This window comes from Sphingomonas sp., assembly GCF_019635515.1.
GTDB lineage: Bacteria > Pseudomonadota > Alphaproteobacteria > Sphingomonadales > Sphingomonadaceae > Sphingomonas.
Window position 1 is genome coordinate 1235318 of the sequence record NZ_JAHBZI010000001.1, and the last position, 26836, is coordinate 1262153.

The following is a 26836-nucleotide window of genomic DNA, read 5'->3' on the forward strand; positions in this document are numbered from 1 at the left end:
GTGCGTGGCCGACATCCTGGGTTGTTGGAGGCTGGTCTGTGCGTTCGAGGATCGTGCGGGGGTGATACGGCCCAACCCGCTCTACGGCGAGAATCCGAACGGCTTTCTGCATTATCTGGCCGGTGGCCGCGTGGCGGTAACGATTCCGCTTGGTGAGCGGCGCCTCATGTCGAGTGGAGATCGCCGTAGCGCGACTTTGCACGAACTCGCCGAATCAGCGCGCACCTTCGATGCCTATGCCGGCCGGTTCACGCTTACTGGCCCGGATCGCATCGTCCATCACGTGGAGGTTTCGACCTATCAGAATCACGTCGGCACCGACCTGGTGCGCAACATAGAATGCCGGGGCGAAATGCTCAGGCTGAGGGTGCCGCCCGTCGATGAAGGCGGTGTCGCGATTGCGCGCTGGCTCGATTGGGAGCGCGTTTAGTCCAACAATCACATGGGATGAACATCATGAAGGGTGAAAAATTCGATCGCGGCTTGGCCTTGCGCAAGCAGGTTCTTGGAGCGGATTTCGTCGAAAGGTCCATGGCGGGCGCCGACGATTTCTCGATGCCGATGCAGGAGTTGTCGACCGAATATTGCTGGGGACATGTCTGGACGCGAGAGGGGCTCACCCTTCAACAACGCAGCCTGCTGAACCTCGGGATGATCAGCGCGCTGAACCGCCCGCACGAACTGAAGCTTCACGTCAAGGCGGCGCTCAACAACGGGCTGACGCGCGCCGAGATCCGTGAGGCATTGCTGCAGGTGGCGATCTATTGCGGCGTGCCGGCTGGAATCGATTCCACGCGCATCGCCCGGGAAGCCTTTGCCGAGCTGGATGCGGCCAAGGGGTAAGGTTCCGCCGCAGCGTTTGTACCCCGGCGGGGCCGCCGGGGTACAAACGCTGCCGTTGATGTGCGATGCTTCTGCGCAGCGATAATAACGATTTGGGTACGTAGCGTGGAACTCGTTCAACTCCGCATGGTCAAGCTCATTCTGGAGACCGGAAGCCTCTATCAGACCGCACTGCGTCTGAATTGTGCGCAGTCGGTCGTCAGCCGGCAACTCGCCTCGCTGGAATATGAATGCGGCGGACGGCTGTTCCATCGCAATGCGCGCGGGGTTCGGCTTACGGAGCTTGGCGAGCAACTGATGCCGCATGTCGAGACCATTATCGAGGCTGCGCAGGAGATGATCGGCAGCGGAAAGCGGCAGGTCATCGAGCCCGACGAGGAGGTCAAGATCGCGGTTGGGCCGCAGATTGCGAGCTATCTGTCGGGTCCGCTCGTGAGCGAGATGAAGCGGATCCACCCGAATATCCGCCTGACCATCGGGGATGCGGTCAGCGACAATATACGCACCGACCTAAAGGAAGGGCGGACGGACCTCGCCATCTTCATGCGCAGCGGCCGGGCGCTGGGCCATGACGACCGCGAGATCGGTTCGGGGGACACCTATCTGGTAGGCTTGCCGACCAGCGAGGCGACGGCGCGCGACACGATACCCTTTTCCAGCCTCGCCGGACTGCCGCTGCTCCTGCCGTCGCAACATACCGAATGGCGGCGCTCGCTCGACGCGACCGCGGCGCGCAAGCGCGTCAATCTAACTGTCGTGGCCGAGGCGAATACGCCGGGCAGCAGGGCGGCGATGGTGCAGGACGGTGTCGGCTATCTGATCCTTCCGATGCTGGCCGGAAATGCCGCCGCCCGGCTCGGCTGGATCGCGGGCGACGTGCATGCAGAGCGCTTGCGGGCCTCGAGGATCGTAGAACCGGCTATCCCGATCAAGCTGGTTGTGAGCATCGGCAGCAACCGCCGCCGCGCGGTGGATCTGGTCGCGGACGTGGTCGACCGGATGCTGCGGGAACTTATCAAGGATCCGGCGGTGGCCGATCAGGGGCAGTAAACCCCCGTCGAGATCGAGCGGGTCGCCGGAACGCGAATGTGAACGAAGGAGCGGGACTTGCAGAGACCGGTTGATCCGAACGACGAGGCGTTGCGCGCGGTAACGCCCGCTTTTTGCGACTATACCCAGCAATTGCTGTTCGAGGAGATTTGGGAACGGCCGGGGTTGTCGAAGCGCGATCGCAGCCTGATCACGATCGCCGCGCTCGTCGCCATGTACCGGCCGGACGAACTGGGCGCACAGCTTGAGCGGGGACTGGATAATGGTCTGCGCCGTGAGGAAATCGCGGAGGCGATGACGCACCTCGCCTTCTATGCAGCCTGGCCCTCCGCCAATTCAGCTGTCTCGAAGCTGATGGAGGTGCTCGATGCGCGTGACCGTGCGAGCAGAGAGGGCTGGCCGGCATGAAGCGTCCCTATGGGGGAAAGGGCGCGGAGCTCGCCAGGGTGGCGCCCGACTTCAACGCATATACCCAATCGATACTCTATGAAGATTTGTGGGAGCGTGGGGGGCTTTCCAGGCGCGACCGTTCGATGATCACGATCGCGGCGTTGATCGCCATGCACCGGCCTGATCAGATGATCGGACACATGCAGACCGGGCTGGAGAACGGCGTGACGCGGGAGGAGCTGGGCGAGATGATCGCGCATCTCGCTTTTTACACCTCATGGCCCAACGCCGGGGTCGCGGCGCGCAAGCTGCTCCGCCTCACGGAACAACTCGATGCCGGCGGCGGCGATTGAAGCATGCCGCCGCCGGTGTTCTGACGGTCAGGGCAAGGCGGGTCCATCGTTCAGCGCCGCCGGCGCATTGAGCTGCGAACCTCCCCGGAAGAGGTTCTCGACGTAGCGGCGCGCGCACAGCCAGCGGTCCTCGCCAGCGTCCCAGCGGTAATTCTCGGTCACCCGACTGATGCGCGTCGGAGGCTCGGAAGGGTGGGGGGGCGTGCCGTCGGCCGCGTACAGCAACATGTACCAGGTCGCGACGGCATGATGTTCGTCCTCGAAATCCGCGCGGAAGTTTAGCACGCCATGCACGGCGGTCCGATCCCCGCGGTCCTCGCGCCAACTGTAGAAGCGCTGAATCGCCTCGCGCCCCACCAGCTTCAGCGGCTCCGCCTCATAAACGGCATCCTCGGCATAGAATTGTGCCGCTTTCCGCCCCCAGTCCGTATCGACGTCGTGCCAGAAATCGGCGATTCCCCGCTCAAGCTCGGCGATCGCAAGCAGTTGCGCTACACGGTCCATGGTCCTGGATTCCCTGGTTCAAGTTTAGGATTTGAGACGATCCGTCCGCTCAGCGGAGCCCACCGAGATATGCGTTCCACAATGCGCCCGTGGCCCAGCCGCAATCGACCACGATGTCAGTCCCGGTGATCCCGGAAGCGCGAGACGAGGCCAGAAACTCGGTTGTCTCGGCGACCTCGCGCGGCTCGACGCAACGGCGTAGCGCCATCTGTTCGTCGAGGTTCGCGGGATAGCGATCGCCTTTGGCCTTCAATCCCCGTATCCGCGGGACCAGCACGATGCCCGGCGAGACGCTGTTGACCCGTACGCCACGGCCGCCCCACTCACCGGCAAAGCACTTTGTCATGTTGACGATCGCGGCCTTGCCGGGTCCGTAAATATTGTTGGGGGTCGAGGCATGGGCGGTAGCCGAGGCCATGTTGACGATCGCTCCGCGGCCGCGCGCGGCCATGCGCATCCCGAAGCTTCGGTTGGCGTGATAGGTGCCTCGCAGGTTCACCGCATGGATGGTGTCGAACAGCTCCGTCGGCGTCAGTTCGACTGGCACGTTGGGCTGGAAGATGCCGGACGATACGACCAGCGCCGCCGGCCCGCCGATGTCGCGATCGATTCTTTCCGCCAGCGCATCGATCGCGGCAATATCCGTCACGTCGAGAGCAAATGCCTGTCCATCCAGCCGTTCGGCGATTTCGTTGGCGGCGGCCTCGTCCTTGTCAGCGACGAGGATTGACCAGCCGTGCGCCTTCATCACTTCGCAACAGGCCGCACCGATCCCATTGGCGCCGCCGATCACCAGGACAGTATCGTTTTCGCGCATGCGCACTCCATGGGGCCGCCGGGACACAGCCGGTGGAGCCGGCCGGCGCAGACCATGAGGGGCCGCGTGGCAGCTTGATAGCACAAGGCGATCAGGGCGATGTTGCTAAATCACGAACAGGTGCTTGCGCAGGAAGCAATTTACACATCTGTACTTTACTGAAACGCGGTATCTTCGATACAATCCTGATATTTTAGAAATAAGTGCAAGACCGTTAATTATACTTTCGACGTTATTTTGGAATAACGTTTGGCGACGTTGGCTGCGGTTCGCCGAATATTGCTTGTATCGACCCAACTATATTTACGACCTGCGAATTCCAGATTACCGCCGAGCTCTGTATTCCGGGTTTTGTATTTTGAGTTGGATGATGCGTTCATGATCATTTTTCATCTGCCCGTGGTCCCCGGCGCATGGATGGGACGGCTGGTTCCCCGGCTCGCGGTGTCGCCCGGCCGCTGTCTGGGACAGGAAGCGGCGCGGCGGGCGGGTTCGGTCATTTCCGCCACTCTGCTTCCACGATTCGCGCGATGCTCGGGCGCGCTGCGTGCTGCCACGCGTCGATGCGGGCCGCACCCGGCGGTGCCGGGCTGGGTTTCATGAACCGCGCGGATATCCCCGGGGGCGGAGATTGAATTGCACAAGGGGCGTAACGACCGGGTGGCCCCGGGCCAATCATGACGGAGAGAAAAAGTGGCGGATTTCGAGGTCGATAGCGTGGGCGGGGAAGAGGCGGGCGACTATGATGTCGTGATCGTCGGTGCCGGCTTTGCTGGTGTCTACGCGCTGTACAGGCTGCGCGCGCTCGGCTTGCGGGTGCGCGTATTCGAGGCGGGAAGCGATGTCGGCGGGACCTGGTTCTGGAACCGCTATCCAGGGGCGCGCTGCGATGTCGACAGCGTCGAATACTCCTATTCCTTCTCGGAAGAGCTTCAGCAGGAATGGGACTGGCCGGAGCGCTACTCCGCGCAAGCCGACATTCTGCGCTACATTCAGCACGTCGCCGATCGTTTCGACCTGCGGCGTGACATCCAGACGAACACGCGGGTGCTGTCGGCGATTCTCGACGAGGAAGCGGGGCTCTGGGCAGTCGGGACGAGCGACGGCAATTGGTGCACCGCCCGCTTCTGCATCATGGCGACCGGCAATCTGTCGCTGCCGCGCCTGCCGGAATTCGCGGGGCTGCAGGACTTTGAAGGGCGATGGTACCATACCGGGCTGTGGCCGGAAGAAGCGGTCGACTTCACGGGCTTGCGCGTCGGCGTGATCGGCACGGGATCTTCGGGTATCCAGATCATTCCGCTGATCGCGCGACAGGCGCGCGAGCTTTTCGTGTTCCAGCGAACGGCGAACTTCTCCGTCCCCGCGCGGAACCGGCCGCTGGCTTCCGAGGAACTCGAGACGCACAAGGGCCGCTATGGCTATTGGCGTGCGCAGGCACAGGACACGCCGTTCGGTATCGCGGGACATGCGGCGCCGACGAAGAACGCGCTCGACGATACCGAGGAGGCGCGCAACGCGCTCTATGAGGCGAAGTGGAACAGGGGCGGGAGCGTCAGCTTCCTCTACTCGTACAAGGATTTGCTGACCGACAAGGCCGCGAACGACACGGCCGCCGATTTTGTCCGCAGGAAGATTCGCGAGACTGTCCAGGATCCCGCGACCGCCGAATTGCTGACTCCACGTGATTATCCGATCGGCGCGCGCCGCCTGTGTCTCGATACCGGGTATTACGAAACCTATAACCGGGCGAATGTGAAGCTCGTGGACGTGAAGTCGGACCCCATCGAGACGCTGACGCCGAATGGTTTACGTACCAGGGACGCGGAATACCCGCTCGACGCGATCGTCTTCGCCACTGGCTTCGACGCGATCACCGGCGCGCTTATGGACATCGACATTCGGGGACGCGAGGCGCTTCCCCTCAAGGAGAAATGGGCCAACGGACCTCGTACCTATCTAGGCCTCATGACGTCCGGTTTTCCGAATTTCTTCATCGTGACCGGGCCCGGAAGCCCTTCGGTCAAGGCGAACATGGTCTGTGCGATCGAGCAGCATGTGAACTGGATCGTAGACTGTATCGAGATGCTGGACGGCGAGCGGCTTGGGTTGATCGAACCTGAGCTCGGCGCGGAGGACGATTGGGTGGAGCATGTCAACGAAACCGCGGACGCCACGCTCTATCCGCTGGCGGAGTCCTGGTACACGGGCTCGAACGTGCCCGGGAAGGCGCGGGTCTTCATGCCTTATGTCGGCGGCTTCAGCCAGTACAAGGCGATCTGCGACGATGTCACGCGCGATGGTTATCGAGGCTTTGTGGTGTGTGGTGCCGAGCCTGTTGTCCCGGCCCAGGCGCTGACCCGGTGATCCCGATGCAGGCCAACGCCGCCGGGGAGGCCATGTCGGTCGCGGACGAGCAGCTTTTCGACGCACATGCGCATGTCTATACGGACGATACGGCGCGATATCCGATCAACACGCGCAATTCCTTTCATTCGGAGGAAGAGCTGCAGCGGCGCCTGTCCCGCAACCCGATCACACCCGAGCGCCTGCTCGCGGCATGGGACGAACAAGGTATCACTGCCGGAGCGGGGGTTCAGTATAGCAGCATCTACAAGACCGATAACAGCTTCCTGCTCGATTCCTCCGATCGCTTTCCGGACAGGTTGTCGGCGGTCGTGATCCTCGACGCGACGGATCCGGCAACCCCGGAAGCGCTCAAACGCTGCATTCTGGAGCGCAACATCGTCGGGCTGCGTCTGACGGGCGGGGCAGGGCCGGGGGGCGATTATCCCTGGCTCTGTTCCGAAGCCGCGCTCGACACCTGGCAGGTGGCGGCGGAGCATCGGCTTCCCGTCGCGTTGATGTACACGCCGCAGGGTCCGGCACCTGCGGCGATCGAGCGCATCGCCGCGCTCGCCCGGCGTTTTCCGGATGTGATCCTCGCGCTCGACCATTTGGGCTGGCCTGGCCGCGATCAGCGGGGCGAAGGGCCATCGGAGGCGTTGCTCCCCGTTTTCGGCGCACCCAATATCTTCTTCAAGGCAACGTCGATCAACTACCGCCTCTTTGAAGCGCAAGGGGTGGATTCGGCGCGGTTCATCCGGCGGTTCGTCGATCTGGTGGGCGCGGATCGGATGATGTGGGGCTCGGATTTCGGCAATACATTGCAGCCCTATTCCGAGATGACGCAAGCGGCGCGAGCATCTGCCGCGTTGCTGTCTCCTTCCGAGCGGCGGCAGTTTCTACACGACACCGCATCTCGTCTCTACGCGCGCACCGGTCGCTAGGCGAAGGCCGGCACGAAACACAAAAGGCCGAAAGGCCGGGAGGACAGGATGAGCGAAGGTTCGAAGAGTGAGTGGCAGAGCCTGCCCGAAGCCGTCACGGAGCGGCTCGACTCCACTACGAGCTGGAAGGTGCGCTACTGGATTCCCATCGCGCTTGGCCTGATGATGATGGGCGATAGCTGGGATCTGACGGTCGCGGGTTTCGTCATGCCCTCCTTGCGGGCGGAATGGGGCATGTCCGCGGGACAGGTGGGAATGATCTTCTCGGCTGGTTTCGCAGGCCAGATGATCGGCGCGATTCTGTTCGGGCCGCTGGCGGAGCGCTTCGGCCGGATGCCGGTATTCAATATCGCGATCGTCGTGATGAGCTTGCTGTCGATCGCGTGCGGGCTGGTACATGATCCGTTGTTGTTCGCCACCCTGCGCTTCTTGCAGGGGGTGGGCTTCGGCGGCGCGGCGCCTGTTATTGCTTCCTACATCAACGAAATGGCGCCAACCGCCTCACGCGGGCGCTATTTCTCGACGTTTCAGTTTCTGATGATCTCGGGATTCTCGCTCTGCGCGATCGCCAGCGCGCTTGTCATCCCGACATTGGGCTGGCGCATGATGTTCTTCATCGGGGCGTTCCCAGTGTTGCTGACGCCGTTCGTCCTCTGGACATTGCCCGAATCGCCGCGTTGGCTCGCCAGGATGGGCCGGCTGGAGGAAACCAACCGGGCGCTCGTCAAGCTGGGCGCGCCGCCGATCGAGGCGGGCACGGTCGATCTGCGTCCCACCGCGCAGCCCCCTCGGGCGCCGCTGCGGGCGCTGTTCGCCCCCGGCATCCGCATGCTCACCTTGTGCACCTGCGTGTTGTGGTTCTGCACCGCGCTGGTGTCGAAGTCGTTCGCGACCTGGACGCCGACGCTTTACGTTGACGTATTCGGCCTCACCGTGCCGCAATCGCTCAACATCGCGGCATGGATAGGAGTGGTCTACGGGTGCACACCGATCGTGTTCGCTTTCATCCTGGATCGGGTCGGACGGCGGCCGACGGGGATCGCTATCGCATCGGCCACATTGATCACCACGCTCTTGCTGAGCTTCCTGGGCAACAATGGCGCGATGCTCTCGATCTTCCTGATCGGGATGTGCTGGGTGACGTCGGGATCGAGTTTCACCCTGCTGTGGCCGTACACCGCCGAGGTGTTCCCGACGCATGTTCGTTCCACGGCGCTTGGCATGGCGAGCGCGGTCGCTCGGGCGGCGTCGTCGCTCACCCCGCTGGCGGTGGCGGGGATGCTGTCGTTCACCGGATCCGTGAGCGGCGTGTTCCTCGCGCTGGCGCTTTCGACGCTCGTCGTCCTGCTTCTGTGGCTCTTCACTACGAAGGAAATGGCCCGGCGCAGCCTGGACCAGCTCGATACGGCCACGGCTTGATCTTCTCCAGGCAAGCCCGCCGGTGGGCAGCACGGGTCGGGTGCGCGATGGCTCGGCCGACCCGATCCGAAATTGCTAAATTGCAAAACATAGAATTTGCCCGGCGCATGAAACTCTGGCGGAGTGCGCTTGCAATTTGGCAGGTATGTAAGTCAAAATTCTTGAAACTATGTGATATAAATTAAAAATGCATAGTTATTTCCGAAAATCGTACTACTTTTCTAGTAAACAATATTAATTACTCAAAAATTATTTTTTCTATCGAGCAAATTTAAATTAATATTGTTCATATAGTTTTAGTAACTGTATTACGAAATTTATGAATGTTCTTTGAGTGAATCCGAGTTGGTTTATCGCTCGCGCCGCAATACTCCAGCCGGTCACGATTGCCCGATCGCGCATGTGCCGCCACGCACTGGTACCGGTGCTTCGCCCGCGTTTTCATTTGCCGCGTCCGCATGATTAGACCCGCGCGAAAGACAAGCGGGAGAGAGAGCATGAGTTCGAAAGGCGGCGCGGGCCCACATCATGGCGCTCCGCTGGAAACACCCAGCAACGACTCCGCGAACGAAGCGGCAATCACCCGGACCTTCGACGATCTTCGGACATTCCGCCATAACTGGTGGGCGCCGATTCTGCTCGGCGTCATCACGCTGTTCAATTCATGGGACAGCATCGCGATGGCCTATGTGATGCCGACGCTCTCCATCGAATGGAAGCTGAATCCCTTTGTGATGGGGGTGCTGATCTCGGCCTGCTACGCGGGCCAGTTCCTTGGCGCCGTCACGCTGGGCAGTATCGCCGAGAGGGTCGGCCGGCTGCCGGTTTTCATATGCGCCGCAGTATCGATGACCGTCCTTGCGCTCGCCTGTTCCCAGGCGCAGGACTATATGACGCTGCTCACATTGCGGTTGATTCAGGGGATCATGATCGGCGGCGCGCTGCCGGTCGCGGTGAGCTATATCAACGAGATCGCCCCGACCAAGACGCGGGGCAGGTATTTCGGGCTTTTCCAGACGCTCGCGCTCTCGGGATATGGCGTGGCGTCCATCTCCAGCCCATTCGTCATCGGTCATCTCGGATGGCGCTGGATGCTCGGCCTCGGTGCGTTGCCCCTGGTCTTGGTCCCGCTGGTCTGGCTGACCTTGCCGGAATCGCCGCGCTGGCTGGTCCGGCGGGGAAAGATGGACGCGGCCAACAAGGCGCTCCGCAAGCTCGGTGCGGAGCCGGTCGACTTTGTCGAGGAGGCGCCCGGCAGCGGCGCGCAAAAGCGCCGCGCCGCGAACCTGTTCACCTTGTTCTCGGGGCAATACCGCACCAAGACCGTCACGATCACCCTGTTGTGGTTCCTGACGATGGCGACAAGCTTCGGAATGACGACCTGGGTGCCTTCCATTTACGTCAAGGTCTTCCACATCCCGGTCAAACAGGCGCTGACCTTCACGGCGATCACAAGCGTATTCCACTGGATCGCACTGGTCCTAGCCGGTGTTCTGATCGACCGGTTCGGCCGCCGGCCGATGGCAATGGGCGGGCTGTTGTTGGCCGCAACGCCATTGCTGATCATGGCCGTCTTCAACCCGTCACAGCCCTTCCACGTGTTCCCGTTGTTCTTCATCGCGCAGGTGTCGATGTTTTACGGCACGTTCGCATTATGGCCTTACACGGCGGAGAGTTACCCAACCAATGTCCGCGCGCTTGCGCTCGGCTATGGCAGCTCGATCGGGCGCTCGGCATCCATGCTGATGCCGCTCTTCGTAGGGTTCATTCTGAATGAGGGCGCGCCCATCGGCATCGTGCTCACCGCGTTCGGATTCAGCGCGCTGGGATCGCTGCTGGTTTGGAGAACCCGCACACAGGAAACCGCGGGCAAGCCCTTGCAACTGACCTGAGCAGCAGCCGGGCGTGGGGAACCATGCCCGGCGGATCGCGCCACCCGGCGAAGGCTGCGCGAGGCAACCTTCGCGTAACAGCAACAACGAATTCGCAAAATCCCGGCTACGGGAGCGAACCCCGGGCTGTTACCAAATAGGAGCAAATGAGGACCGGTCCAAAAGATTGGAGGGTCGCACCCTAACTGGGAGGAGGGGATCAATGAACAAGTTCAACCTGTATCTGGCACGGGGCGGCTCGACGATCGCATTCGCCCTGGCCGCGCTCGCCAGTCCGGCCGCGGCACAGACCGCCCCCACGTCGCCGGCCGCCGAAGCGCAGGATGCGGAACCGGATACCGCCGGCACCGGTCAAGGTGAGATCATCGTGACTGGATCGCGTCTTGGACGCAACAGCTTCAATTCGCCGACCCCGGTGAACCAGATCACCAGTGAACGCATGGAGAATCTTGCGCTGCCGTCCGTTTCGGAGGCGCTCAACCAGATTCCGTCGTTCCGGGCGTCGACAACGCCGACCTCAAACCTGTTTCGTGTCAGCGGCGCGATCGGCGCGAACTCGGTTGATCTTCGCGGTCTGGGCGGCACGCGCACCCTGACGCTGCTCGATGGCCGCCGTTTCGTGCCGAGCACCGATAACGGCGCGGTGGATCTCAACGGCATTCCGTCGGCGCTGGTCCAGCGCAGCGAGGTGGTCACGGGCGGCGCCTCGGCGGCCTATGGCGCGGACGCCGTTGCCGGCGTCGTCAACCTGATCCTCGACGTCAAGATGACCGGGGTCAAAATGAACTTCAGCGCCGGCATCAGCGAGCATGGCGACAACAAGAATTTTTCCGCGTCGGTGGCTGTCGGCAGGCCGTTTGCTGACGGTCGCGGGCACTTCATCATCGGTGCGGAATACCAGCGGAACTACGGTATCGGCGGGTGCCAAGAGCGCGCTTTCTGCCAGCGCGCGGTCAACTACATTCCCAATCCCGGCTATATTGGCGGTGTCAGCACCAACGGCCTACCTGCAACGCTCGTCCTCCCGGACATTTATTTCGTGATGAACCAGAGCGGCGTTCTGGCCAGTGTGGTGCAGACCGTGGGCGGTGTCAGGACGACGCTCGGCCAGCAGGTCAACAACACCGGGGCCACCGCGCTTCCGACGGCGCTTCGCAATCTCCAGTTCAATACGGACGGCACGGCGCTCGTTCCGTTTCAGTTCGGAAATCTGCTCAGCGGCACTTTCATGCAGGGCGGCGATCCGAGTGTGCGCCCCAATTACGGTTTCAACGGCGCCCCTCTGGTCGCTCCGACGTGGCATGCCTCGGGGCTGGCGCATGTCGATTACGAGCTGACCGATGACCTGACGGTATCGGGCGAACTCCTGTTCAGCAGGGTCCATGGCGGCCCCGTTCAGGCCTCCGGCCTGGTCCAGACCCCGGTGGGCGGCTCGGCTGGCATCTCCATCAACAATCCGTTCATCACCCCCGCGGTTCGCGCCCAGATTCTCGCGGTCAACCCGAATATCACCGCGATCAACGTGTTCGCCGTTAAGGAAGAAGCGGGCAAGCAGCTGACTGCGGTGAGCCGCAACGACGTTTTCCGTGCGGTGATGGCAGTGAAGGGCAGCTTGGCCGCCGACTGGAACTGGGACGCCTCCTATATCCACGGCGAAACCCATAGCCGCGTCGATGTGCGTAATGTGCGTCTCAAGGCTGTCGACGGGCAGGCGGCTGCCGCCATCACGCCACCTGCCGGGTACACCGGAACGATCTACCGGACTCCGGCGGGCGCGCCCGTCATTTGCTCCTCATCGGTCGCAAACCCGAGTGATGGCTGCATTCCGATCAACTTCCTCGGCATGAACAGCTTCACTTCCGATGTGTTGTCGAAATACTTCCTCACCGAATTCCAGACGCGGACGATCAAGCAGGACGCCATCGCGGTCAACGTTCGCGGTTCGCTGTTCGACCTTGGCGCGGGCCCGGCGCAGGTCGCCGTGGGTGCCGAGTGGCGGCGCGATACCGCTATCGGCACCACCGACGCGCTGACCGCGGCGAATGCGTTCGTCACGCCGCAGGTCAACGCGCTTCCGCTGGTCGATCGCAAGGTCGTCGAGGGGTATGTCGAGATGAGCTTGCCGCTTCTTGCCGACAAGCCGCTGGCCAAATCGCTTACCATCGACGGGGCGGCGCGTCTCACCCATTACAACACAGCCGGCAATGCGACGACGTGGAAGCTGGGCGGCGTATATGAACCCAGCGACGCGATCATGTTTCGCGTAACGCGGTCGCACGATATTCGCGCACCAACGGCCGCGGAATCCAATCCGAACACAGTGACGTTGCTGTCGCCTCTCGCCGATCCGTTCGGCGGCGGTTCGCATCCGGTCAACATCGTATCGGGCGGCAATCCCAACCTAGCGCTCGAGACGGCCGATACGATGACCGCGGGTGTCGTGCTGCGCCCCGGTTTCATACCGCGGCTCCGCATCTCGGCGGATTATTACAGGATCGACGTGGACGGGGCGATCGATGCGCTGACGGCTCCAAACATTCTCACGGCCTGTTTCGCCCAGAACCTGGCGTGCAACCTGATCCAGTTCAGCGGCGCGGCGAAGGCGAGTCCGGTGACGACGGTGTTCACCAATTTCCAGAACCTGAACCGGCTTGAGGCGCGGGGGCTTGAGATCGTCAGCGACTATCGCGTGCCGGACGTGTTCGGCGGCAATCTCGATTTCCAGTTCAACGCCAATTACGTCTTCCGCCTGGTTTCGATCAGCGCGACCGGCGTGGAGACCAAGTTCGATGGCGTGACCGGCAACGCCGGTGCGCTTGGCAACGTGCTGGGCGTGCCGAGGTACAAGCTGGACGGCGTGATCACCTATTCCAGACCGAGTTGGTCGCTCACCGCCAATGCGCGCTTTATCCCGGAGGCGATCCTCGATCCGACCAAGGTCGGGCCGGAACAGGCCGGGTACAATGTCAACGCGGCGAATAGCGTTAATGTCAACACGGTGGATTCACGCTTCTATCTGAACCTCTCGGCGACGGTTCGGCCAGGCATCGAAGGCGTCGAGTTCTACGGCAGCGTCAGCAACGTGTTCGACAAGTATCCGCCGGGGCAGCTTCGGCTGTTCGGAAACCCGCTTCACTATGATGTGGTGGGACGCGCTTACCGCCTGGGCGTTCGCGCGAAGTTCTAAGGCCGTCTCGATGGTCGCTGCCTGTGCAATCCCGGAATGCGGAAGCGTTTCGGGTTTGCACGGCTCCCGGAGCGCATGGGGTGCTCCCGCGAGATCGCCGAAAGGAAACAAGAGGTGAAGCGTTGCGAGGATCGCCCCCTATGACGCGGCCCGCGTGCCCGAATCTGTCTCGGGGGTATTGAGAGTGCGGCCCGCTGTACCACTCGATCCTGTTCTGAAGGCGCTGCTCTCGGCGGCGGCCAGGGCCGGGCTCCCGGCCATCGCCGATTGCACGCCCGCCATGCTCCGCGAGCAGGCGGCAGCCCGCCGCGCCACAAGCGCACCCACGCCCGGGCCGGAAATAGAATCGGTTGAAGACCTTTCTATCCAGGGACCGCGAGGCGCGATCGGGGCACGGTTATATACGCCGCGAGACCGGCCGGCCGGCATCATCGTGTATCTCCACGGCGGCGGTTGGGTGATCGGCGATCTCAATAGCGCCGATGCGGTGGCGCGGGTGCTGGCGGACGCATCGGGCTGGGCGGTTCTGAACGTCGATTACCGGCTGGCGCCGGAGCATTCCTTTCCCGCGCCGCTCGACGATGCCTGGGCGGCGCTGGGCTGGGCGGCGGAGCGTTTCGCGTTGCCCGTGATGGTTGCCGGCGACAGCGCCGGGGCCAATCTCGCCACCGCATGTGCGTTGCGCGCGTGCGAGGCGGGAGCACCTGAGCTTTGCGGCCAGATTCTCTTCTATCCCGTGACCGATCACGATTTCGACACCGCCTCTTATCGGCGAAGCGAGACGGAGGGCTATTCGCTGACCAGGCGCGACATGCGCTGGTTCTGGGACCATTACGCTACACCGGAGCAGCGCCTGCATCCGCAGGCATCGCCGCTGCGCGCGCGCGATCTGGCGGGCATGCCCCCGACCTTTCTCGTCATTGCGGGATATGACCCGCTGCATGATGAGGGCCTTGCCTATGCCGAGCGGCTGCGGGGCGCCGGTGTGCCGGTTGAACTGCGCCGGTACGAATCGATGAGCCACGGTTTCGCTTCGATGATCGGTGTGATCCCGCAGGCGGAGCAGGTCCTGCGCGAGGCCGGTGCCTGGACCGCGGCTTCGTCCGGCGCCAGCGACGCGATCCATCGGCCGGCATTGTCGCCGGCGGGTGCAACAGGTGAGGAATGCCATGTACGATCCGAGTGATCCCCGCTCAGCGCTGATGTCGGCATCCAAGCGCACGGCACCGCCCGCGCTTCCCGCCGCAGCTGCGGAATATGGCCTCTTCTACAGCGTCCCCCCGACCGAGGAGGATGCGAACGGGAAGACCTGGTTCGCACGCGGGCAGAACTTCATCGTCGCCTATAGCGAGCTCGAACCGGGAGCCATGTTCGACCGCGCGGATCAGATCGACGAGTTCATGCTGCTGTTGCCCTATCCTGAAACGCCGGTCATCGCGACGGCCGGTGTTCAGGAAGAACGCAGCGACGGCTATGCGCTGTTCATCATGCCGCCCGGGACCAGCCGGCTGGTCTTTCCCCTAGGCGGCCGGATCGTCCGCCTTTTCTCGGCGCGCTCCGACGACCTCGCGGCGAAGTGCGCCAATGCGGCATCCTATGCCGAGCCTCATCCGAACATCCCGCCGTTCTCGCCTTGGCCCGATCCGGTCGGCGGGTTCAGAATTCGTAGCTATTCGCTCGATGTGCCGAAGCAGGAAGGGCGTGCCGGTAAGATCTGGCGCTGTACGACGATGATGGTCAACATGCCCGGCATGCGTTTCGGCGCGCGCGATCTCACGCGGCTTTCGCCGCATTCGCATGACGATTTCGAGCAGGGCTCGCTGGCGCTGTCGGGGACGTGGACCCATCACATGCGCTGGCCCTGGACCATCGATTATCACGACTGGCGAGAGGACGAGCATGCCGTGGTCGGATCCCCGTCGCTCACGGTGATCCCCCCGCCGGTGCTTCACACATCGGCATATGGCGAAGGCGAGAGCCAGCTCGTCGATATCTTCTCCCCACCGCGCCTCGATTTCTCGGGCAAGCCCGGCTGGGTGCTCAATGCCGACGAATATCCGATGCCGCCCTCCCAGGATTGAGCGGGCGAGCGAACTATCGACGAGCGGTGCGCTCGTGACCAGGAAAGTGAATGTAAATGTCGCGACGGGAGACGATCGGCTTCATCGGGCTTGGCAGCATGGGAAGCGCCATGGCTCCCCGGCTGTCCGCGGCCGGGCATCGCGTGCTCGGCTTCGATCGCGCGGACGGCGCGGGAGCTTCCCTGATCGAGGCCGGTGGCCGCATGGCGGGATCGGTCGAGGAGATCGGCCGGGAGTGCGGAATCGTCTTTCTGAGCCTCCCCACGCCGCAGATCATGCGCGAGGTGGTGCTGGGAGCGGCAGGTCTCGTCCACGGCGGCCCCCGGATGATCGTCGATCTATCGACATCGGGACCTCGCGCGTCCGCCGAAGTGGCCGAACAGCTGGAACGAGCGGGCATCGCGTTCGTCGATGCGCCGGTCAGCGGCGGGCGGGCAGGGGCGCTTGCCGGCCGCCTGTCGCTGATGGCGGCCTGCAAAGAGATTGATTGGCGCGAGGTGGAGCCCCTTCTGCTGACGTTCGGAAGGGTATTCCATGTCGGCGAGGCGGCGGGGCAGGGGCAGATGATGAAGCTCGTCAACAACATGCTGTCCGCCGCCGCGCTCGTCGTGACGTCGGAAGGCGTCGCGCTTGGCGTCAAGGCCGGGCTCGACCCGAAGGCGATGATCGAGGTGCTCAACGCATCGAGCGGTGCGAACAGCGCCACCGCGGACAAGTTTCCTCGCGCCGTGCTGCCGCGCACGTTCGATTTCGGCTTCGCGACCGGCTTGGCGCTCAAGGATGTGCGCATGTGCCTGGAAGAGGCGCAGGCAAACGACGTGCCGATGCTGGTGGGCGGGGTGGTGCGCGACATGCTGACGATCACCCAATCGCGGCACGGACCGCAATCGGATTTCACCCGGCTGGCCCAGATCGTCGAGCAATGGGCGGGGACCGAGATCGCGTAGAGTCTGGCCGTTGGGAGCGTGCGCATGAGCGACGAGTATGAGATCCACGCGGTCCGCTACGGTCATTTCGACCGCAATGCCGCGGCCAACTTCATCGGCGGCGACGAGCATGACGGGCCTATGCCGCTCGACTATTTCGTCTGGGCGATCGTCGGATCGGAGCGGACTTATCTGCTCGATACCGGCTTCGATGCGGCGACGGGGCGCAAGCGCAACCGCGCGCTGTTGCGTCCGGTGGACCAGGGGCTGCGCGCGATCGGCATCGATCCGCAGTCTGTCACAGACGTGATCATCTCGCACATGCATTTCGATCATGCCGGCAATTCGGACATGTTCCGCCACGCCAGATATCACGTGCAGGACAGTGAAATGGCCTTCTGCACCGGCCGGTGCATGTGCCACCCCTTCCTGCGGCATGCCTTCGATGTGGACGACGTGACGGCCATGGTTCGGCGCGTGTTCGAGGGGCGCGTGGCTTTCCACGACGGCGACAGCGAGATCGCGCCCGGCCTGTCGGTACACCGGGTGGGTGGGCACACCGGAGGGCTGCAGGTGACGCGCGTGAAAACCCGGCGGGGCTGGGTGGTGCTTGGATCGGACGCAGCGCATTTCTACGCCAATTTCGAGCAGTCGCGGCCGTTTCCCATCGTCCAGAACGTTGTCGAGATGCTCGAGGGATATGACCGGATGCGCGCGCTCGCGAGCTCGGCGGCACATATCATCCCGGGTCATGATCCGCTGGTGCTTCGCTGCTACCCGGCGTCGCGGCCGGGCCTGGACGGCATCGTCCGGCTGGACGCCGATCCGCTCACCGAAGAGGCAACGATATGAAACTGTTGGAAGGCCGGGTGGCGCTGATCACCGGCGCAGCGCGCGGTATCGGCCGGGCGATCGCGCAGGACCTGGCCGATGCCGGCGCCGTCTCGATTCTCACCGATATCCAGGCGCAGGAATGCGCCGATGCCGCCGCCGCGATCATGCGCACGGGCGCGCGGGCGCATGCGTTTGGCCTCGATGTTTCCGATCACGACGCCTGCCATGCGTTGGCGGAAAGGGTGCGGACGGAGGTGGGCGCGGTTTCGATCCTCGTCAACAGCGCGGGCATCCTGCTGCAGGGCAGGATCGACGCCGAAGGTGCGCTTGCCACGTGGCGCCGCACGCTCGCGATCAATATCGACGGACCCTTCAACCTTTGCCACGCCTTCCATGCCCAGCTCAAGGAGACGCGCGGCACGGTGATAAACCTCGCATCCATCCGGTCCTTCGTCGCCCCCGCTAACGCCGCCGCCTATGCCACGTCGAAGGGGGCGGTGATGCAATTGACCAAGGCGCTGGCGGTGGAGTGGGCGGAGGAGGGTATCCGTGTGAACGCGATCGCTCCGGGCTTTGTCGAGACGACCCTGCTGGCGGCGGGCGAGAAGACGCCGGAGCGGGAGGCCGCCATCCTGGCGCGCACGCCGATGAAAAGGCAGGGACGGCCCGAGGACATCGGCGGGCTGACGGTCTATCTCGCTTCCGATTCCGCCCGCTTCGTCACCGGTGCCGTCATTCCCGTGGACGGCGGCTATCTCGCAGGCTGATCGCCGCGCCGGTCATACCGACAGGCAGACATATTTCAGCTCCTGATAATCTTCGAGCCCGTACCGCGATCCCTCGCGTCCGAGGCCTGAAGACTTCACGCCGCCGAACGGGGCAACTTCAGTCGAGATGACGCCGGTATTGACGCCGATGATGCCCGCCTCGATCGCCTCGGCGGTGCGCCACACCCGGCTCAGATCGCGCGCGTAGAAATAGGCGGCTAGGCCGAACTCGCTGGCATTGGCGAGTTCGATCGCTTCCGCGTCGCGCTCGAAGCGCATGATGGGCGCGAGTGGGCCAAAGGTCTCTTCGCGTTGGACCAGCATCTCGGCGGTAACGTCGCGCAGCACGGTCGGCGCGAAGAAGCGCGGCCCCCTGGCGTGGCGGCCGCCGCCGGTGACGATGCGCGCGCCGCGCGCCACCGCATCGGCGACATGGCGCTCGACCTTCTCGACCGCGCCGGTGTTGATCAGCGGTCCGATCGATACGCCCTCCTCGTTGCCGGCGCCGACCGTCAGCCGCGAAACCTCCGCCGCCAGCTGATCGACGAAGCGATCATAAACCGCCGACTGGACGTAGATGCGGTTTGCGCACACGCAGGTCTGGCCCGCATTGCGGAACTTGGACTGGATCGCGCCTGCCACCGCGGCGTCCACATCGGCGTCGTCGAACACGATGAACGGGGCATTCCCGCCCAGTTCGAGGCTCATTTTCTTCACCGTGGGCGCCGCGCCTTCCATCAGGCGGATGCCCACCGCGGTCGATCCGGTGAAGCTGATTTTGCGCACGACCGGGCTGGCGAGCAGCGCCGCGCCGATTTCCTGAGCGTCGCCGGTAACGATGTTGAGCACGCCCGCCGGCAAGCCCGCCATCTCGGCCAGTGCGCCGATCGCAAGCGCGCTGAACGGCGTGAGTTCGGAAGGTTTGACGACGACGCAGCAGCCTGCGGCGAGGGCGGGCGCCACCTTGCGCGCGATCATGGCGCTGGGAAAATTCCACGGCGTGATCGCCGCGACGACGCCCACCGGCTGCTTGAGGACGAGCAGGCGCTTGTCCGCCATGTGGCCGGGGATGACGTCGCCATAAGCGCGTTTGGCCTCCTCACCGAACCATTCGAAAAAGGATGCGGCGTAGGCGATTTCCCCCCGTGCTTCGGCGAGCGGCTTGCCTTGCTCCTCGGTCAGCAGGCGAGCGAGCGGTTCGGAATGCCGCGCCATGAGATCGGCGATACGCCGCAGGATTCCGGCGCGCTCGCGCGCGGGACGTGCCGTCCATGCCGGCATCGCCTGGGCAGCCGCGGTGATGGCGCGTTCGGTTTCGGCCGCGCCTAGCGACGGCACACGGCCGATCATCTTGCAGGTGGCTGGATTGTCGACCTCGATCCAGCGGTCGCCGACATGCCAGGTGCCATCGATAAAGCATGCTTCGCGCTGCAGGTCCGCACTCATTCGCTGGGCTTCATCAGTGTGTTGAACGCGTGCAGCGCGTTGCGGGCAGCCTGGCGGAGCAGGCCGATATCCGATGCCACCATCATGGCGGTTATCCCCAGCCCCCGAAGCCACCGCGCCTCGTCGCTCTGCATCGACTGCACGACCGCGGAAACCGGCTTGCCGGCCCGGTTGGCTGCCGCGACGATCCGCTCGACCGCGTCCTCGATGCTTGGCACCGGCCCCACGGTGTTCCGTAGGGACAGGGCCAGATCCGCCCGGCCCAGGAAGATCGCGTCCAGCCCGTCGACGGCCGCGATCTCGTCGATTTCATCCAGTGCGCGCCGGTCCTCGATCATGCAGATGACGGTCGCGGCCGCATCGGAGAGGCGGTAATTGTCAGCTCCGCGGGTGCCATATTCGCCGCCACGGCTTGCGCCGGAGCCGCGCGTGCCGCCCAGGTAGCGAGCCCAGGAAACCACTTCCCGCGCCTTTTGGGCGGTATCTACGTGCGGCACCATGATCCCCGCCGCGCCATCGTCGAGTACGGAAAGGATGCTGTTCGCATCGGGCCGGGCGATGCGAACGATGCCGGCGGTGCCATAGGCCCGCGCCGCCAGCAGCGCGGAGTCCAGCGTGCCGCGCGTCCAGGGAGCGTGTTCCTCGTCCAGAACGACGAAATCGAACCCTTCAAGCCCCAGTATCTCGGTATTCTGCGTTGCCGGCACCTTCATGAAGGTGCCGATCATCGGCTCGCGCGCCAACAGGCGCTCTCGAAAGGCGCGGCTGCCCGGTCCGGTGCTGCTCATGGTGGTTTCCTTGTCTGGACACGTCACGGCCTCAGCCCCAGCAGCCGCGCGGGATTCTTGCGGAACATCAGGTCGAGATCACCCTCGCCGAATCCGGCTTCGCGAAGGACCCGAACCGAAAGCGCCAGTGCATCGGGGTGACTCGGCAGGCCGACGAGCCCGCTGTCGGATGCGACAAAGCAATGTGCCGGGCCAATCGTCCGGATCGTCGCGATGAACTCATCCTTTCGCTTGCCGAGCAACTGGCTGGCGACGAACTCGACATAACCGCCGAGCGCCACGGCCTCCTGCAGTTCGCCGAGCGTCGGGTCGGTGAATTTCGGGCCCATGTTCGGATGGGTGATGATGATCGGGCCCAGGCCGCGCTTCCTCGCCTCCGTCATGATCGCGAGCATTTCGAAAGGCGTGACGTGCCCGGTGGCGAGCGTCAGACCCTTTTCCTTGATGACGTCCAGCACTTGGAAGACTTCGGGCAGCAGCTTGCCGTCCTTGGAGACGGCGACCGACGGATAGCTGGCCTTTTCATAGCCGACCTCATGCTCGGACTCGTGCGTCGGCAACCACACGATCTTGGCGTGGCTTCCCGCCACCGCGGCGAAATAGCGCACCGCCTCTGGATTAATTCCGCCGACCTCGGAATTGAGCGCCAGCCCGCCGAACACCTCCAGATCGGGTACGCCCGCATATTTGCGCACCAGAGCGGCCGTGCTGGCGGATTCGGTGAAATGATTCTTGAGCACCATGCCGCGCATTCCGCGCGCCGCCATCATCCGCGCGATCTCGAAAGCATCCCATTGGCGCGGATAGGCGTCGGGGCCGAAATGCGCATGAAGATCGATGGCGCCCCGCAGGATCGGATCGTCGATTTGCCTGTCCTGCGATGGAGCCAGTGCGGGATATCGCGAATTGAAGAGGTCCCATGGCGTGACAGGCACAGTTTGCGCGATGGCGACGCCTGTGGCTGAAGCGATGACGATCGCAGCAATGCGTATTGCCCAAGTCATTCTCTATCCCCTCGCGAATGCTGGTTCGGGGATGCATTGATGTCGCGGGGCTTACAATGAGCCGATTGGCAACCTTAACTTGCTGCAATGAGCAGCATGGTGCGTCGATTTCGTATCGGGGACGGCTGCATCAGCCGCGATCTGCGAAAATACGCATCGCGGCGAAAGATGGCAGGCCATCGTGGATGAAATTCGAACTTCCTTACGGGAAGAAGCGGATGACATCGCCGAACGGTTGCTCGGCTTGAGGCTGGTAGGAGCGCTGGCTCCTCGCAGTCAAAATGAATGAGCGATGCCCGCCCCTCGACGCGGTATTGCACGGGCTCTGGAGCGAGAAACGGTCGTCAACGCACTATCGCTCGATCTGGTGATCGTGTGGCAACGTCGTGCCTGTCCGCGATCACATTGCCGGCATCTCCGGGCAGCCGGAGGATCCATGCCAGCGACAGGAGCGAGGTGATCGCGAGCAAAACGAAGGCCGGGCGGATGGCATCGGCGCCCAACACGGTGCCGCCGTGCCACCATAAAAGCGCCTGCACCGCCGCCGCCGACAGGGCGATGCCGCAAGCGAGCGCGAGCTGCTGGACAAGGCTGGACAAGGTGCTGGCGGCGCCGATGTCGCGTTCGGCAAGATCGGCATAGACCAAGGTCGATATCGCCGTGATCTGCAGGGATCGCAGCAGGCCCTGCACGAACAACAGGGCGAACAGCAACGCATAGGGCGTGGCGGGGGTAAACAGTGCCGAGGCCGAGAGTGTCGCGGCGATGGCCAGCGCGTTAGCGGTCAGCATCCGGCGAAATCCCCAGCGGCGCAGCATCCAGCCCAGCGGCCAGCGTGCGCAGACCGATCCCAGCGCCGATCCGAAGATCAGGCTTCCCGCCGCAAGCGGCGAAAGGCCCAAGCCGAGCTGGAACAGCAATGCGAGCAGAAACGGCGCGGCACTCGTCAGCATCCGCTGAAAGATGCCGCCGATCGTGGCGATCGCCACGGTCGGGATGCGCAGCACTGCCGGATCGAGGATGGGTCGCGGATGGCGGCTGGCGTGGCGAAGATAGAAAAGGCCGCTCGCCAGCCCGATCAATGGGATCGCGACGATCGCGACCGGCGATGCCCCCCGCATCGGCAAAGTGAGCCCATAGCTGATCGCCACCAACGCCGTAGACAATAGCGCGAGGCCCAGCCAGTCGAGCGGCTTCTTGCGGTCTGCGGGCATGGCGGGGAGGAAGCGGATCACCAGCACGAGCCCGATCAGCGCGATGGGCAGGTTGACAAGGAACAGCCATCGCCACGAAACCAGAGTCACGATCGCGCCGCCCAAGGGCGGGCCCACTAGCGGCCCGACCATTACCGGCGTGGTCAGCACCGCCATGGCGCGGACGAAATCCTGCCTGGGGGTGGCGCTGAGCACGATGATCCGGCCCACCGGCAACAGCAGCGCGCCGGCGCCGCCTTGGACGACGCGAGCGAGGATCAGGCCGGGGAGATCGGCCGCCAGCCCGCACATCAGCGAACTCGCCCCGAACATGGCGATGGCGAGCAGGAACATCACCCGCGCCCCGAAGCGCTCCGCCGCCCAGTTGCAAAGGGGCAGAAAACCCGCCGCCCCGATCAGATAGGCGCTGATCACCATGTCGAGCGCCAGCGGCTGTACCCGGAATGCCCGGGCCATAGCGGGCAAAGCCACCGTCACCGCATTGGTATCGAACGCCTGCATGAAGCCCGCGCCGCCGACGATCAACGGCTGGACCAGCGCGATCCCCCGGCGGTTCGTGGCGGCGACCGCCGGATTGGGTGCCGCGCTAATCGAGCGCGTCCGCGATCTCGCCGAGGCTGTGGAAGGCCGCGCCGGGCTGCGCCGCCAGCCAGGCCAGCAGGGCTTCGAGCGCGCCGATCCGATAGGGCAGGCCCATCACATAGGGCGTGAGGTTGAGCGGCAGCATCCGGCCGCCGAACCGATCCGCTTCGCCGGCGAGCAGGCGATAGGCATCCTGCATCTGCTCGACATAGCTCTCGGCCGATTGCTGCTGGACGGTGATGATCTGGCGGTCGGAGAGTTCGTGGTTGACGGGCACGTTGACGATCGGCCCCGCTGTGGTGTCGAAGCGATAGGGCAGTTCGTCGTTCACCCAGTCCGCCATATAGGCCAGCCCGGCCTCGGCCAGCAGCCGGGGCGTGTTGAACGATTGCGACCGCGCGATCGACATCCAGCCGCGCGGACGTGCGCCCGAAACCTTTTCCAGCGCGTCGAGCGAGGCGGCGATCAACGCGCGCTCCTCGTCCTCGGGCAGGCCCGAGGCGATGGTGCCATTCATGTCGGTCGAATGTGCGACGATCTCGTGCCCGCCGGAAAGGATATCGGCGATCACCTGCGGATAGCGTTCGCCAATCGCGCCATTGGTCGCGACCGACAATCGCGCCCCCACCTTCGCGAAGGCATCGAGCATCCGGTAGAGTCCCACCCGCGTGCCATATTCGCGCGAGGTGTAATGCCGGTAGTCGGGATAGGGCGTGACCATGTGCCCCGGCGCGCGGAACGGCTTGTCTTCGGGCAGGATCGGAAACCATTCGAGGTTCACGACTACCACCACCGCGACAGCCTTTCCCGAGGGCCAGGCGATCGGCGGGCGTTCGAACAGGTTCGAATAGGGGTAGGACTCATGGTCCATACCCCGCTTGCGCAGGGGATATTGCAGATAGCCCGGATCGAGGGTCATGCCGCCACCTGTGCGCGATAATGATCGGCGATATCGCCGCTGCGGGTGATCCAGGCGCGGCCATCGGCGGCAATGTGCTTCAGCACTTCCTCGAATGGGCCGATGCGGTGCTGCTGCCCGATCAGATAGGCGTGTAGCGGGATACACATCACCGTGCCGCCCTCATCCGCCAGCCGCTGGTACTGGCGGATCAGCGTGTCGGCGTATTCGCGTGGACTCATGTTGTAGACGAAGAAGCCGTAATGGTCGTTGACCTCGAGGCTGTAGGGCATCGAGATCAGCCGCCCGGACTTCACATGCACTTCGCCCGGCTGGTCGTCATGATAGAGATCACAGGTGTAGCTAAGGCCATATTCGGCGATCAGATCGAACGTACGCGACGTGTGGGTGAGGGCGGGGGCCAGCCAGCCCTTGATCTTCTGGCCCGTCGCCTCGCGCACCGTGCGGATCGAATCCTCGATCAGCGCGCGTTCCTGCGCCTCGTCCATACCATAGCTGTAGCGGGTGTTGTAGATGCCGTGGCTGAAAAACTCCCAGCCGCGCTGGCTGGCGTCCTCCACAACTTCGGGCAGATGCTGGCACATCGCCACCGACAGGCTGACCGACCCCGGAAAGCCGTGGCGGCTCATCGCCTCCGCCAGCCGCCAATGGCCGACGCGATTGCCATAATCGCGATGGCCATAGCCGACCACATCCGGATGCGGCCTGGGCCAGCTCTTGCGGTGCGGATTGGCGGGCGGATCGAGCTCGTAGAATTCGATATTGGGTGAGACCCAGACCGCGACCTGCTTGCCGTCGGGCCATGCGAGCTTCGGACGGCCACGATACGGGCGGAAATCGTAGAGACCGGGATCTTTCTCGCCCTCACGCATCGGCCTGTGCCTCCAGCCAGTCGATCACGGTCTGCACCGGCTCGACATCGGCATATTTGAGCTGAAGATCGGTCAGATTGGCGAAATGATAGCTTTCGTGCTTGTCCGCGCAGGTCTCGATCGGGACGATCGTGCGGTAGCCGCGGCTGAGGCTGTCGACCGCAGCGGCGCGGACGCAGCCCGAAGTCGATCCGCCGGTGATCACCACAGTATCGACCTTGTGCCACACCAGCAGGCTTTGCAAAGGCGTCTCGAAAAAGGGCGACGGCATCCGCTTGGTGTAGGTCGCGTCGCCCGGAGCGATGTCGCAGCGTTCGTCGAAAGCGTGGCGGTCGCTGTCATATTTGATGTTCTGAAGGCTGTCGGGCGTGTTCGTGCGCGTGCCCCAAACCCCGGCGTCGCTGGCATCCCCGGCATAGGCGACATGGGTCCAGATGACCGGCATGCCCTTGGCGCGGGCCAAAGCGGAGATCGTGTTCACAAGCTCGATCTGGCGCGGATCGGTTTCGTACGCAGTCTTGTACCGGTCGATCCGCGTATAGGCGTTCTGGAAATCGACATTGACGATTGCCAGCTTGCTGCCGAAGCCGAATTTGGCGCGGGCCGGATTGGCCATCACTTCCTCGAAGATCTGGCGCGCGGTCTTGCCGTCGGATACCATCCGCGTTCCGATAATCTCGGCCATCACACATACTCCAGATTCTTGGCGTGAACGAAGCCGAGTGGAAGCTTCGCATCCGGCAGGAAGCCGTACAGTTCCTCACCGGGCAGGGCCGCGGCCACGATCTTGCGGACCGACAGCAGGCGCTCGATATCGATGCCGGTGCGCAGGCCCATCGCCTCGAGCATGAACACCAGATCCTCGGTGACGATATTGCCGCTGGCGCCCGGCGCGAACGGACAGCCGCCGAGCCCGCCCAGCGAGGCGTCGAGCGTGGTCAGTCCGCATTCGAGCGCGGCGAGCGCGTTCGCTAGGCCCAGACCACGCGTATTGTGAAGATGGATTCCGGTCAGCGCCTCGTCGCCCACGACGTCGCGGACCAGCGCGATGATCCGCCGCACCGTCGCCGGATTGGCATAGCCCGTGGTGTCCGAAAGCCCGACCTCGTCGCACCCGGCGTCCATCAGCAACGCCGCCAGCCGCGCGATCTGGGCATCTGGGATCGTGCCCTCCAGGGTGCAGCCGAATACGGTTGACAGGCTTCCCTCGAAATGCGGGCGCTCGGCCGGGGGCAGCGCCTGGATCAGCCTGGCGATCGTCACCGCCTCATCGATAACTTGGTCGTGGGTGCGGCGCAGATTGGCGAGGCTATGCGTTTCGGAAACCGAAAGCGGCAGGGTCAGCTTGTGGGCACCGGCGCGGATCGCGGCTTCAGCGCCCTTAGCGTTGGGTACCAGCACCGCGACGGTGAGGCCCGGGATGGTGCGGGCATGAGCAACCAGTTCGGTGGTGTCGGCAAGCTGCGGCAGGAGCTTTGCGGGAACAAAGCTGCCGACCTCGATCTCGCGAACGCCCGCCGCCGCCTCGGCATCGATCCAGGCTTTTTTGGCTTCGAGCGGCATGACGGTGCCGATGCTCTGTAAGCCATCGCGCGGGCCTACCTCGCTCACCAATATATCGACATCGCCCATCTTCGGCGCCCTATATTTGTCCTACG

General features: G+C 63.8%; 25 protein-coding genes. 15 read left to right on the plus strand and 10 right to left on the minus strand.

Features of this window, described 5'->3' with window-relative positions:
- Positions 1-4: 4 nt before the first annotated feature.
- From KF730_RS06220 to KF730_RS06240, 5 genes are all read left to right on the plus strand, one after another.
- On the plus strand, positions 5-430 hold the full coding sequence (locus tag KF730_RS06220) for a lipocalin-like domain-containing protein (protein ID WP_294093016.1): 426 nt from the start codon (positions 5-7) through the stop codon (positions 428-430).
- A 26-nt stretch (positions 431-456) separates the two neighbouring features.
- Positions 457-843, plus strand: coding sequence for a carboxymuconolactone decarboxylase family protein (locus KF730_RS06225; RefSeq protein ID WP_365973522.1), 387 nt, complete (start codon positions 457-459; stop codon positions 841-843).
- 126 nt (positions 844-969) lie between these two features.
- The gene (locus tag KF730_RS06230; protein ID WP_294093020.1) at positions 970-1893 is read left to right on the plus strand and encodes a LysR family transcriptional regulator; all 924 of its coding nucleotides are present in this window, start codon (positions 970-972) and stop codon (positions 1891-1893) included.
- 57 nt (positions 1894-1950) lie between these two features.
- Complete coding sequence (locus KF730_RS06235; protein WP_294093021.1) at positions 1951-2301, plus strand: carboxymuconolactone decarboxylase family protein; 351 nt, start codon at positions 1951-1953, stop codon at positions 2299-2301.
- Positions 2298-2636 carry a carboxymuconolactone decarboxylase family protein gene (locus KF730_RS06240; RefSeq protein WP_294093023.1) on the plus strand — a complete coding sequence of 113 codons (339 nt, stop codon included), beginning with the start codon at positions 2298-2300 and terminating at the stop codon, positions 2634-2636. The genes KF730_RS06235 and KF730_RS06240 overlap by 4 nt, the downstream gene beginning before the upstream one ends.
- 27 nt (positions 2637-2663) lie before the next feature.
- Here KF730_RS06240 and KF730_RS06245 read toward each other — a convergent pair whose 3' ends face one another.
- On the minus strand, positions 2664-3140 hold the full coding sequence (locus KF730_RS06245) for a nuclear transport factor 2 family protein (RefSeq protein ID WP_294093025.1): 477 nt from the start codon (positions 3138-3140) through the stop codon (positions 2664-2666).
- Positions 3141-3189: 49 nt separating this feature from the next.
- A complete protein-coding gene (locus KF730_RS06250) occupies positions 3190-3957 on the minus strand; it encodes an SDR family oxidoreductase (protein WP_294093027.1) in 768 nt (255 codons plus the stop codon).
- A 693-nt stretch (positions 3958-4650) separates the two neighbouring features.
- On the opposite strand from KF730_RS06250, the gene KF730_RS06255 reads away from it, so the two are divergent.
- The 10 genes from KF730_RS06255 (at position 4651) to KF730_RS06300 (ending at position 18353) form a co-directional block, all read left to right on the plus strand.
- Complete coding sequence (locus KF730_RS06255; RefSeq protein WP_294093029.1) at positions 4651-6324, plus strand: NAD(P)/FAD-dependent oxidoreductase; 1674 nt, start codon at positions 4651-4653, stop codon at positions 6322-6324.
- A 5-nt stretch (positions 6325-6329) separates the two neighbouring features.
- Positions 6330-7247, plus strand: coding sequence for an amidohydrolase family protein (locus KF730_RS06260; RefSeq protein ID WP_294095779.1), 918 nt, complete (start codon positions 6330-6332; stop codon positions 7245-7247).
- A 48-nt stretch (positions 7248-7295) separates the two neighbouring features.
- Complete coding sequence (locus KF730_RS06265) at positions 7296-8666, plus strand: MFS transporter (RefSeq protein ID WP_294093030.1); 1371 nt, start codon at positions 7296-7298, stop codon at positions 8664-8666.
- 386 nt (positions 8667-9052) lie between these two features.
- Positions 9053-10558, plus strand: coding sequence for an MFS transporter (locus KF730_RS06270; protein ID WP_294093033.1), 1506 nt, complete (start codon positions 9053-9055; stop codon positions 10556-10558).
- Positions 10559-10760: 202 nt separating this feature from the next.
- On the plus strand, positions 10761-13745 hold the full coding sequence (locus KF730_RS06275) for a TonB-dependent receptor (RefSeq protein WP_294093035.1): 2985 nt from the start codon (positions 10761-10763) through the stop codon (positions 13743-13745).
- Positions 13746-14025: 280 nt separating this feature from the next.
- Entirely contained in the window at positions 14026-14931 is a 906-nt protein-coding gene (locus KF730_RS06280) for an alpha/beta hydrolase (protein WP_365973524.1), read from the plus strand.
- A 16-nt stretch (positions 14932-14947) separates the two neighbouring features.
- Entirely contained in the window at positions 14948-15826 is an 879-nt protein-coding gene (locus KF730_RS06285) for a hypothetical protein (protein ID WP_294093039.1), read from the plus strand.
- 56 nt (positions 15827-15882) lie between these two features.
- Positions 15883-16773 (plus strand): NAD(P)-dependent oxidoreductase, encoded by an 891-nt coding sequence (locus KF730_RS06290; RefSeq protein ID WP_294093042.1) that lies wholly within the window; start codon positions 15883-15885, stop codon positions 16771-16773.
- A 24-nt stretch (positions 16774-16797) separates the two neighbouring features.
- A complete protein-coding gene (locus tag KF730_RS06295; protein WP_294093045.1) occupies positions 16798-17604 on the plus strand; it encodes an N-acyl homoserine lactonase family protein in 807 nt (268 codons plus the stop codon).
- A 17-nt stretch (positions 17605-17621) separates the two neighbouring features.
- A complete protein-coding gene (locus tag KF730_RS06300; RefSeq protein WP_294093048.1) occupies positions 17622-18353 on the plus strand; it encodes a glucose 1-dehydrogenase in 732 nt (243 codons plus the stop codon).
- 12 nt (positions 18354-18365) lie between these two features.
- On the opposite strand, the gene KF730_RS06305 is transcribed toward KF730_RS06300, so the two are convergent.
- The 8 genes from KF730_RS06305 to KF730_RS06340 all read right to left on the minus strand — a co-directional run bounded on the left by KF730_RS06305 (position 18366) and on the right by KF730_RS06340 (position 26810).
- Positions 18366-19799 carry an NAD-dependent succinate-semialdehyde dehydrogenase gene (locus KF730_RS06305; RefSeq protein ID WP_294093050.1) on the minus strand — a complete coding sequence of 478 codons (1434 nt, stop codon included), beginning with the start codon at positions 19797-19799 and terminating at the stop codon, positions 18366-18368.
- Positions 19796-20587: an aldolase/citrate lyase family protein gene (locus KF730_RS06310; protein ID WP_294093052.1), complete on the minus strand. Its 792-nt coding sequence runs from the start codon at positions 20585-20587 to the stop codon at positions 19796-19798. The genes KF730_RS06305 and KF730_RS06310 overlap by 4 nt, the downstream gene beginning before the upstream one ends.
- Before the next feature lie 23 nt (positions 20588-20610).
- The gene (locus KF730_RS06315; protein WP_294093054.1) at positions 20611-21591 is read right to left on the minus strand and encodes a DUF6282 family protein; all 981 of its coding nucleotides are present in this window, start codon (positions 21589-21591) and stop codon (positions 20611-20613) included.
- A 344-nt stretch (positions 21592-21935) separates the two neighbouring features.
- Positions 21936-23306, minus strand: coding sequence for an MFS transporter (locus tag KF730_RS06320; protein ID WP_294093058.1), 1371 nt, complete (start codon positions 23304-23306; stop codon positions 21936-21938).
- A gap of 85 nt (positions 23307-23391) precedes the next feature.
- Positions 23392-24306, minus strand: a complete 915-nt coding sequence (locus tag KF730_RS06325) for a polysaccharide deacetylase family protein (RefSeq protein ID WP_294093061.1) — start codon at positions 24304-24306, stop codon at positions 23392-23394.
- Positions 24303-25178, minus strand: coding sequence for a polysaccharide deacetylase family protein (locus KF730_RS06330; protein WP_294093063.1), 876 nt, complete (start codon positions 25176-25178; stop codon positions 24303-24305). Before KF730_RS06330 ends, KF730_RS06325 begins: the two co-directional genes overlap by 4 nt.
- Positions 25171-25863, minus strand: coding sequence for an isochorismatase family protein (locus tag KF730_RS06335; protein ID WP_294093065.1), 693 nt, complete (start codon positions 25861-25863; stop codon positions 25171-25173). Before KF730_RS06335 ends, KF730_RS06330 begins: the two co-directional genes overlap by 8 nt.
- Positions 25863-26810: a hydroxymethylglutaryl-CoA lyase gene (locus KF730_RS06340; protein ID WP_294093068.1), complete on the minus strand. Its 948-nt coding sequence runs from the start codon at positions 26808-26810 to the stop codon at positions 25863-25865. Before KF730_RS06340 ends, KF730_RS06335 begins: the two co-directional genes overlap by 1 nt.
- Positions 26811-26836 lie beyond the last annotated feature (26 nt).

What these genes read in the sequence shown, in the direction of transcription:
- KF730_RS06305 (WP_294093050.1), bottom strand. Translation starts at nt 19,799, where the DNA reads ATGAGTGCGGACCTGCAGCGCGAAGCATGCTTTATCGATGGCACCTGG.
- KF730_RS06245 (WP_294093025.1), bottom strand. Translation starts at nt 3,140, where the DNA reads ATGGACCGTGTAGCGCAACTGCTTGCGATCGCCGAGCTTGAGCGGGGA.
- KF730_RS06265 (WP_294093030.1), top strand. Translation starts at nt 7,296, where the DNA reads ATGAGCGAAGGTTCGAAGAGTGAGTGGCAGAGCCTGCCCGAAGCCGTC.
- KF730_RS06325 (WP_294093061.1), bottom strand. Translation starts at nt 24,306, where the DNA reads ATGACCCTCGATCCGGGCTATCTGCAATATCCCCTGCGCAAGCGGGGT.
- KF730_RS06310 (WP_294093052.1), bottom strand. Translation starts at nt 20,587, where the DNA reads ATGAGCAGCACCGGACCGGGCAGCCGCGCCTTTCGAGAGCGCCTGTTG.
- KF730_RS06295 (WP_294093045.1), top strand. Translation starts at nt 16,798, where the DNA reads ATGAGCGACGAGTATGAGATCCACGCGGTCCGCTACGGTCATTTCGAC.
- KF730_RS06240 (WP_294093023.1), top strand. Translation starts at nt 2,298, where the DNA reads ATGAAGCGTCCCTATGGGGGAAAGGGCGCGGAGCTCGCCAGGGTGGCG.
- KF730_RS06285 (WP_294093039.1), top strand. Translation starts at nt 14,948, where the DNA reads ATGTCGGCATCCAAGCGCACGGCACCGCCCGCGCTTCCCGCCGCAGCT.
- KF730_RS06225 (WP_365973522.1), top strand. Translation starts at nt 457, where the DNA reads ATGAAGGGTGAAAAATTCGATCGCGGCTTGGCCTTGCGCAAGCAGGTT.
- KF730_RS06335 (WP_294093065.1), bottom strand. Translation starts at nt 25,863, where the DNA reads ATGGCCGAGATTATCGGAACGCGGATGGTATCCGACGGCAAGACCGCG.
- KF730_RS06320 (WP_294093058.1), bottom strand. Translation starts at nt 23,306, where the DNA reads ATGCAGGCGTTCGATACCAATGCGGTGACGGTGGCTTTGCCCGCTATG.
- KF730_RS06330 (WP_294093063.1), bottom strand. Translation starts at nt 25,178, where the DNA reads ATGCGTGAGGGCGAGAAAGATCCCGGTCTCTACGATTTCCGCCCGTAT.
- KF730_RS06230 (WP_294093020.1), top strand. Translation starts at nt 970, where the DNA reads ATGGTCAAGCTCATTCTGGAGACCGGAAGCCTCTATCAGACCGCACTG.
- KF730_RS06250 (WP_294093027.1), bottom strand. Translation starts at nt 3,957, where the DNA reads ATGCGCGAAAACGATACTGTCCTGGTGATCGGCGGCGCCAATGGGATC.
- KF730_RS06315 (WP_294093054.1), bottom strand. Translation starts at nt 21,591, where the DNA reads ATGACTTGGGCAATACGCATTGCTGCGATCGTCATCGCTTCAGCCACA.
- KF730_RS06290 (WP_294093042.1), top strand. Translation starts at nt 15,883, where the DNA reads ATGTCGCGACGGGAGACGATCGGCTTCATCGGGCTTGGCAGCATGGGA.
- KF730_RS06280 (WP_365973524.1), top strand. Translation starts at nt 14,026, where the DNA reads ATGCTCCGCGAGCAGGCGGCAGCCCGCCGCGCCACAAGCGCACCCACG.
- KF730_RS06260 (WP_294095779.1), top strand. Translation starts at nt 6,330, where the DNA reads ATGCAGGCCAACGCCGCCGGGGAGGCCATGTCGGTCGCGGACGAGCAG.
- KF730_RS06275 (WP_294093035.1), top strand. Translation starts at nt 10,761, where the DNA reads ATGAACAAGTTCAACCTGTATCTGGCACGGGGCGGCTCGACGATCGCA.
- KF730_RS06340 (WP_294093068.1), bottom strand. Translation starts at nt 26,810, where the DNA reads ATGGGCGATGTCGATATATTGGTGAGCGAGGTAGGCCCGCGCGATGGC.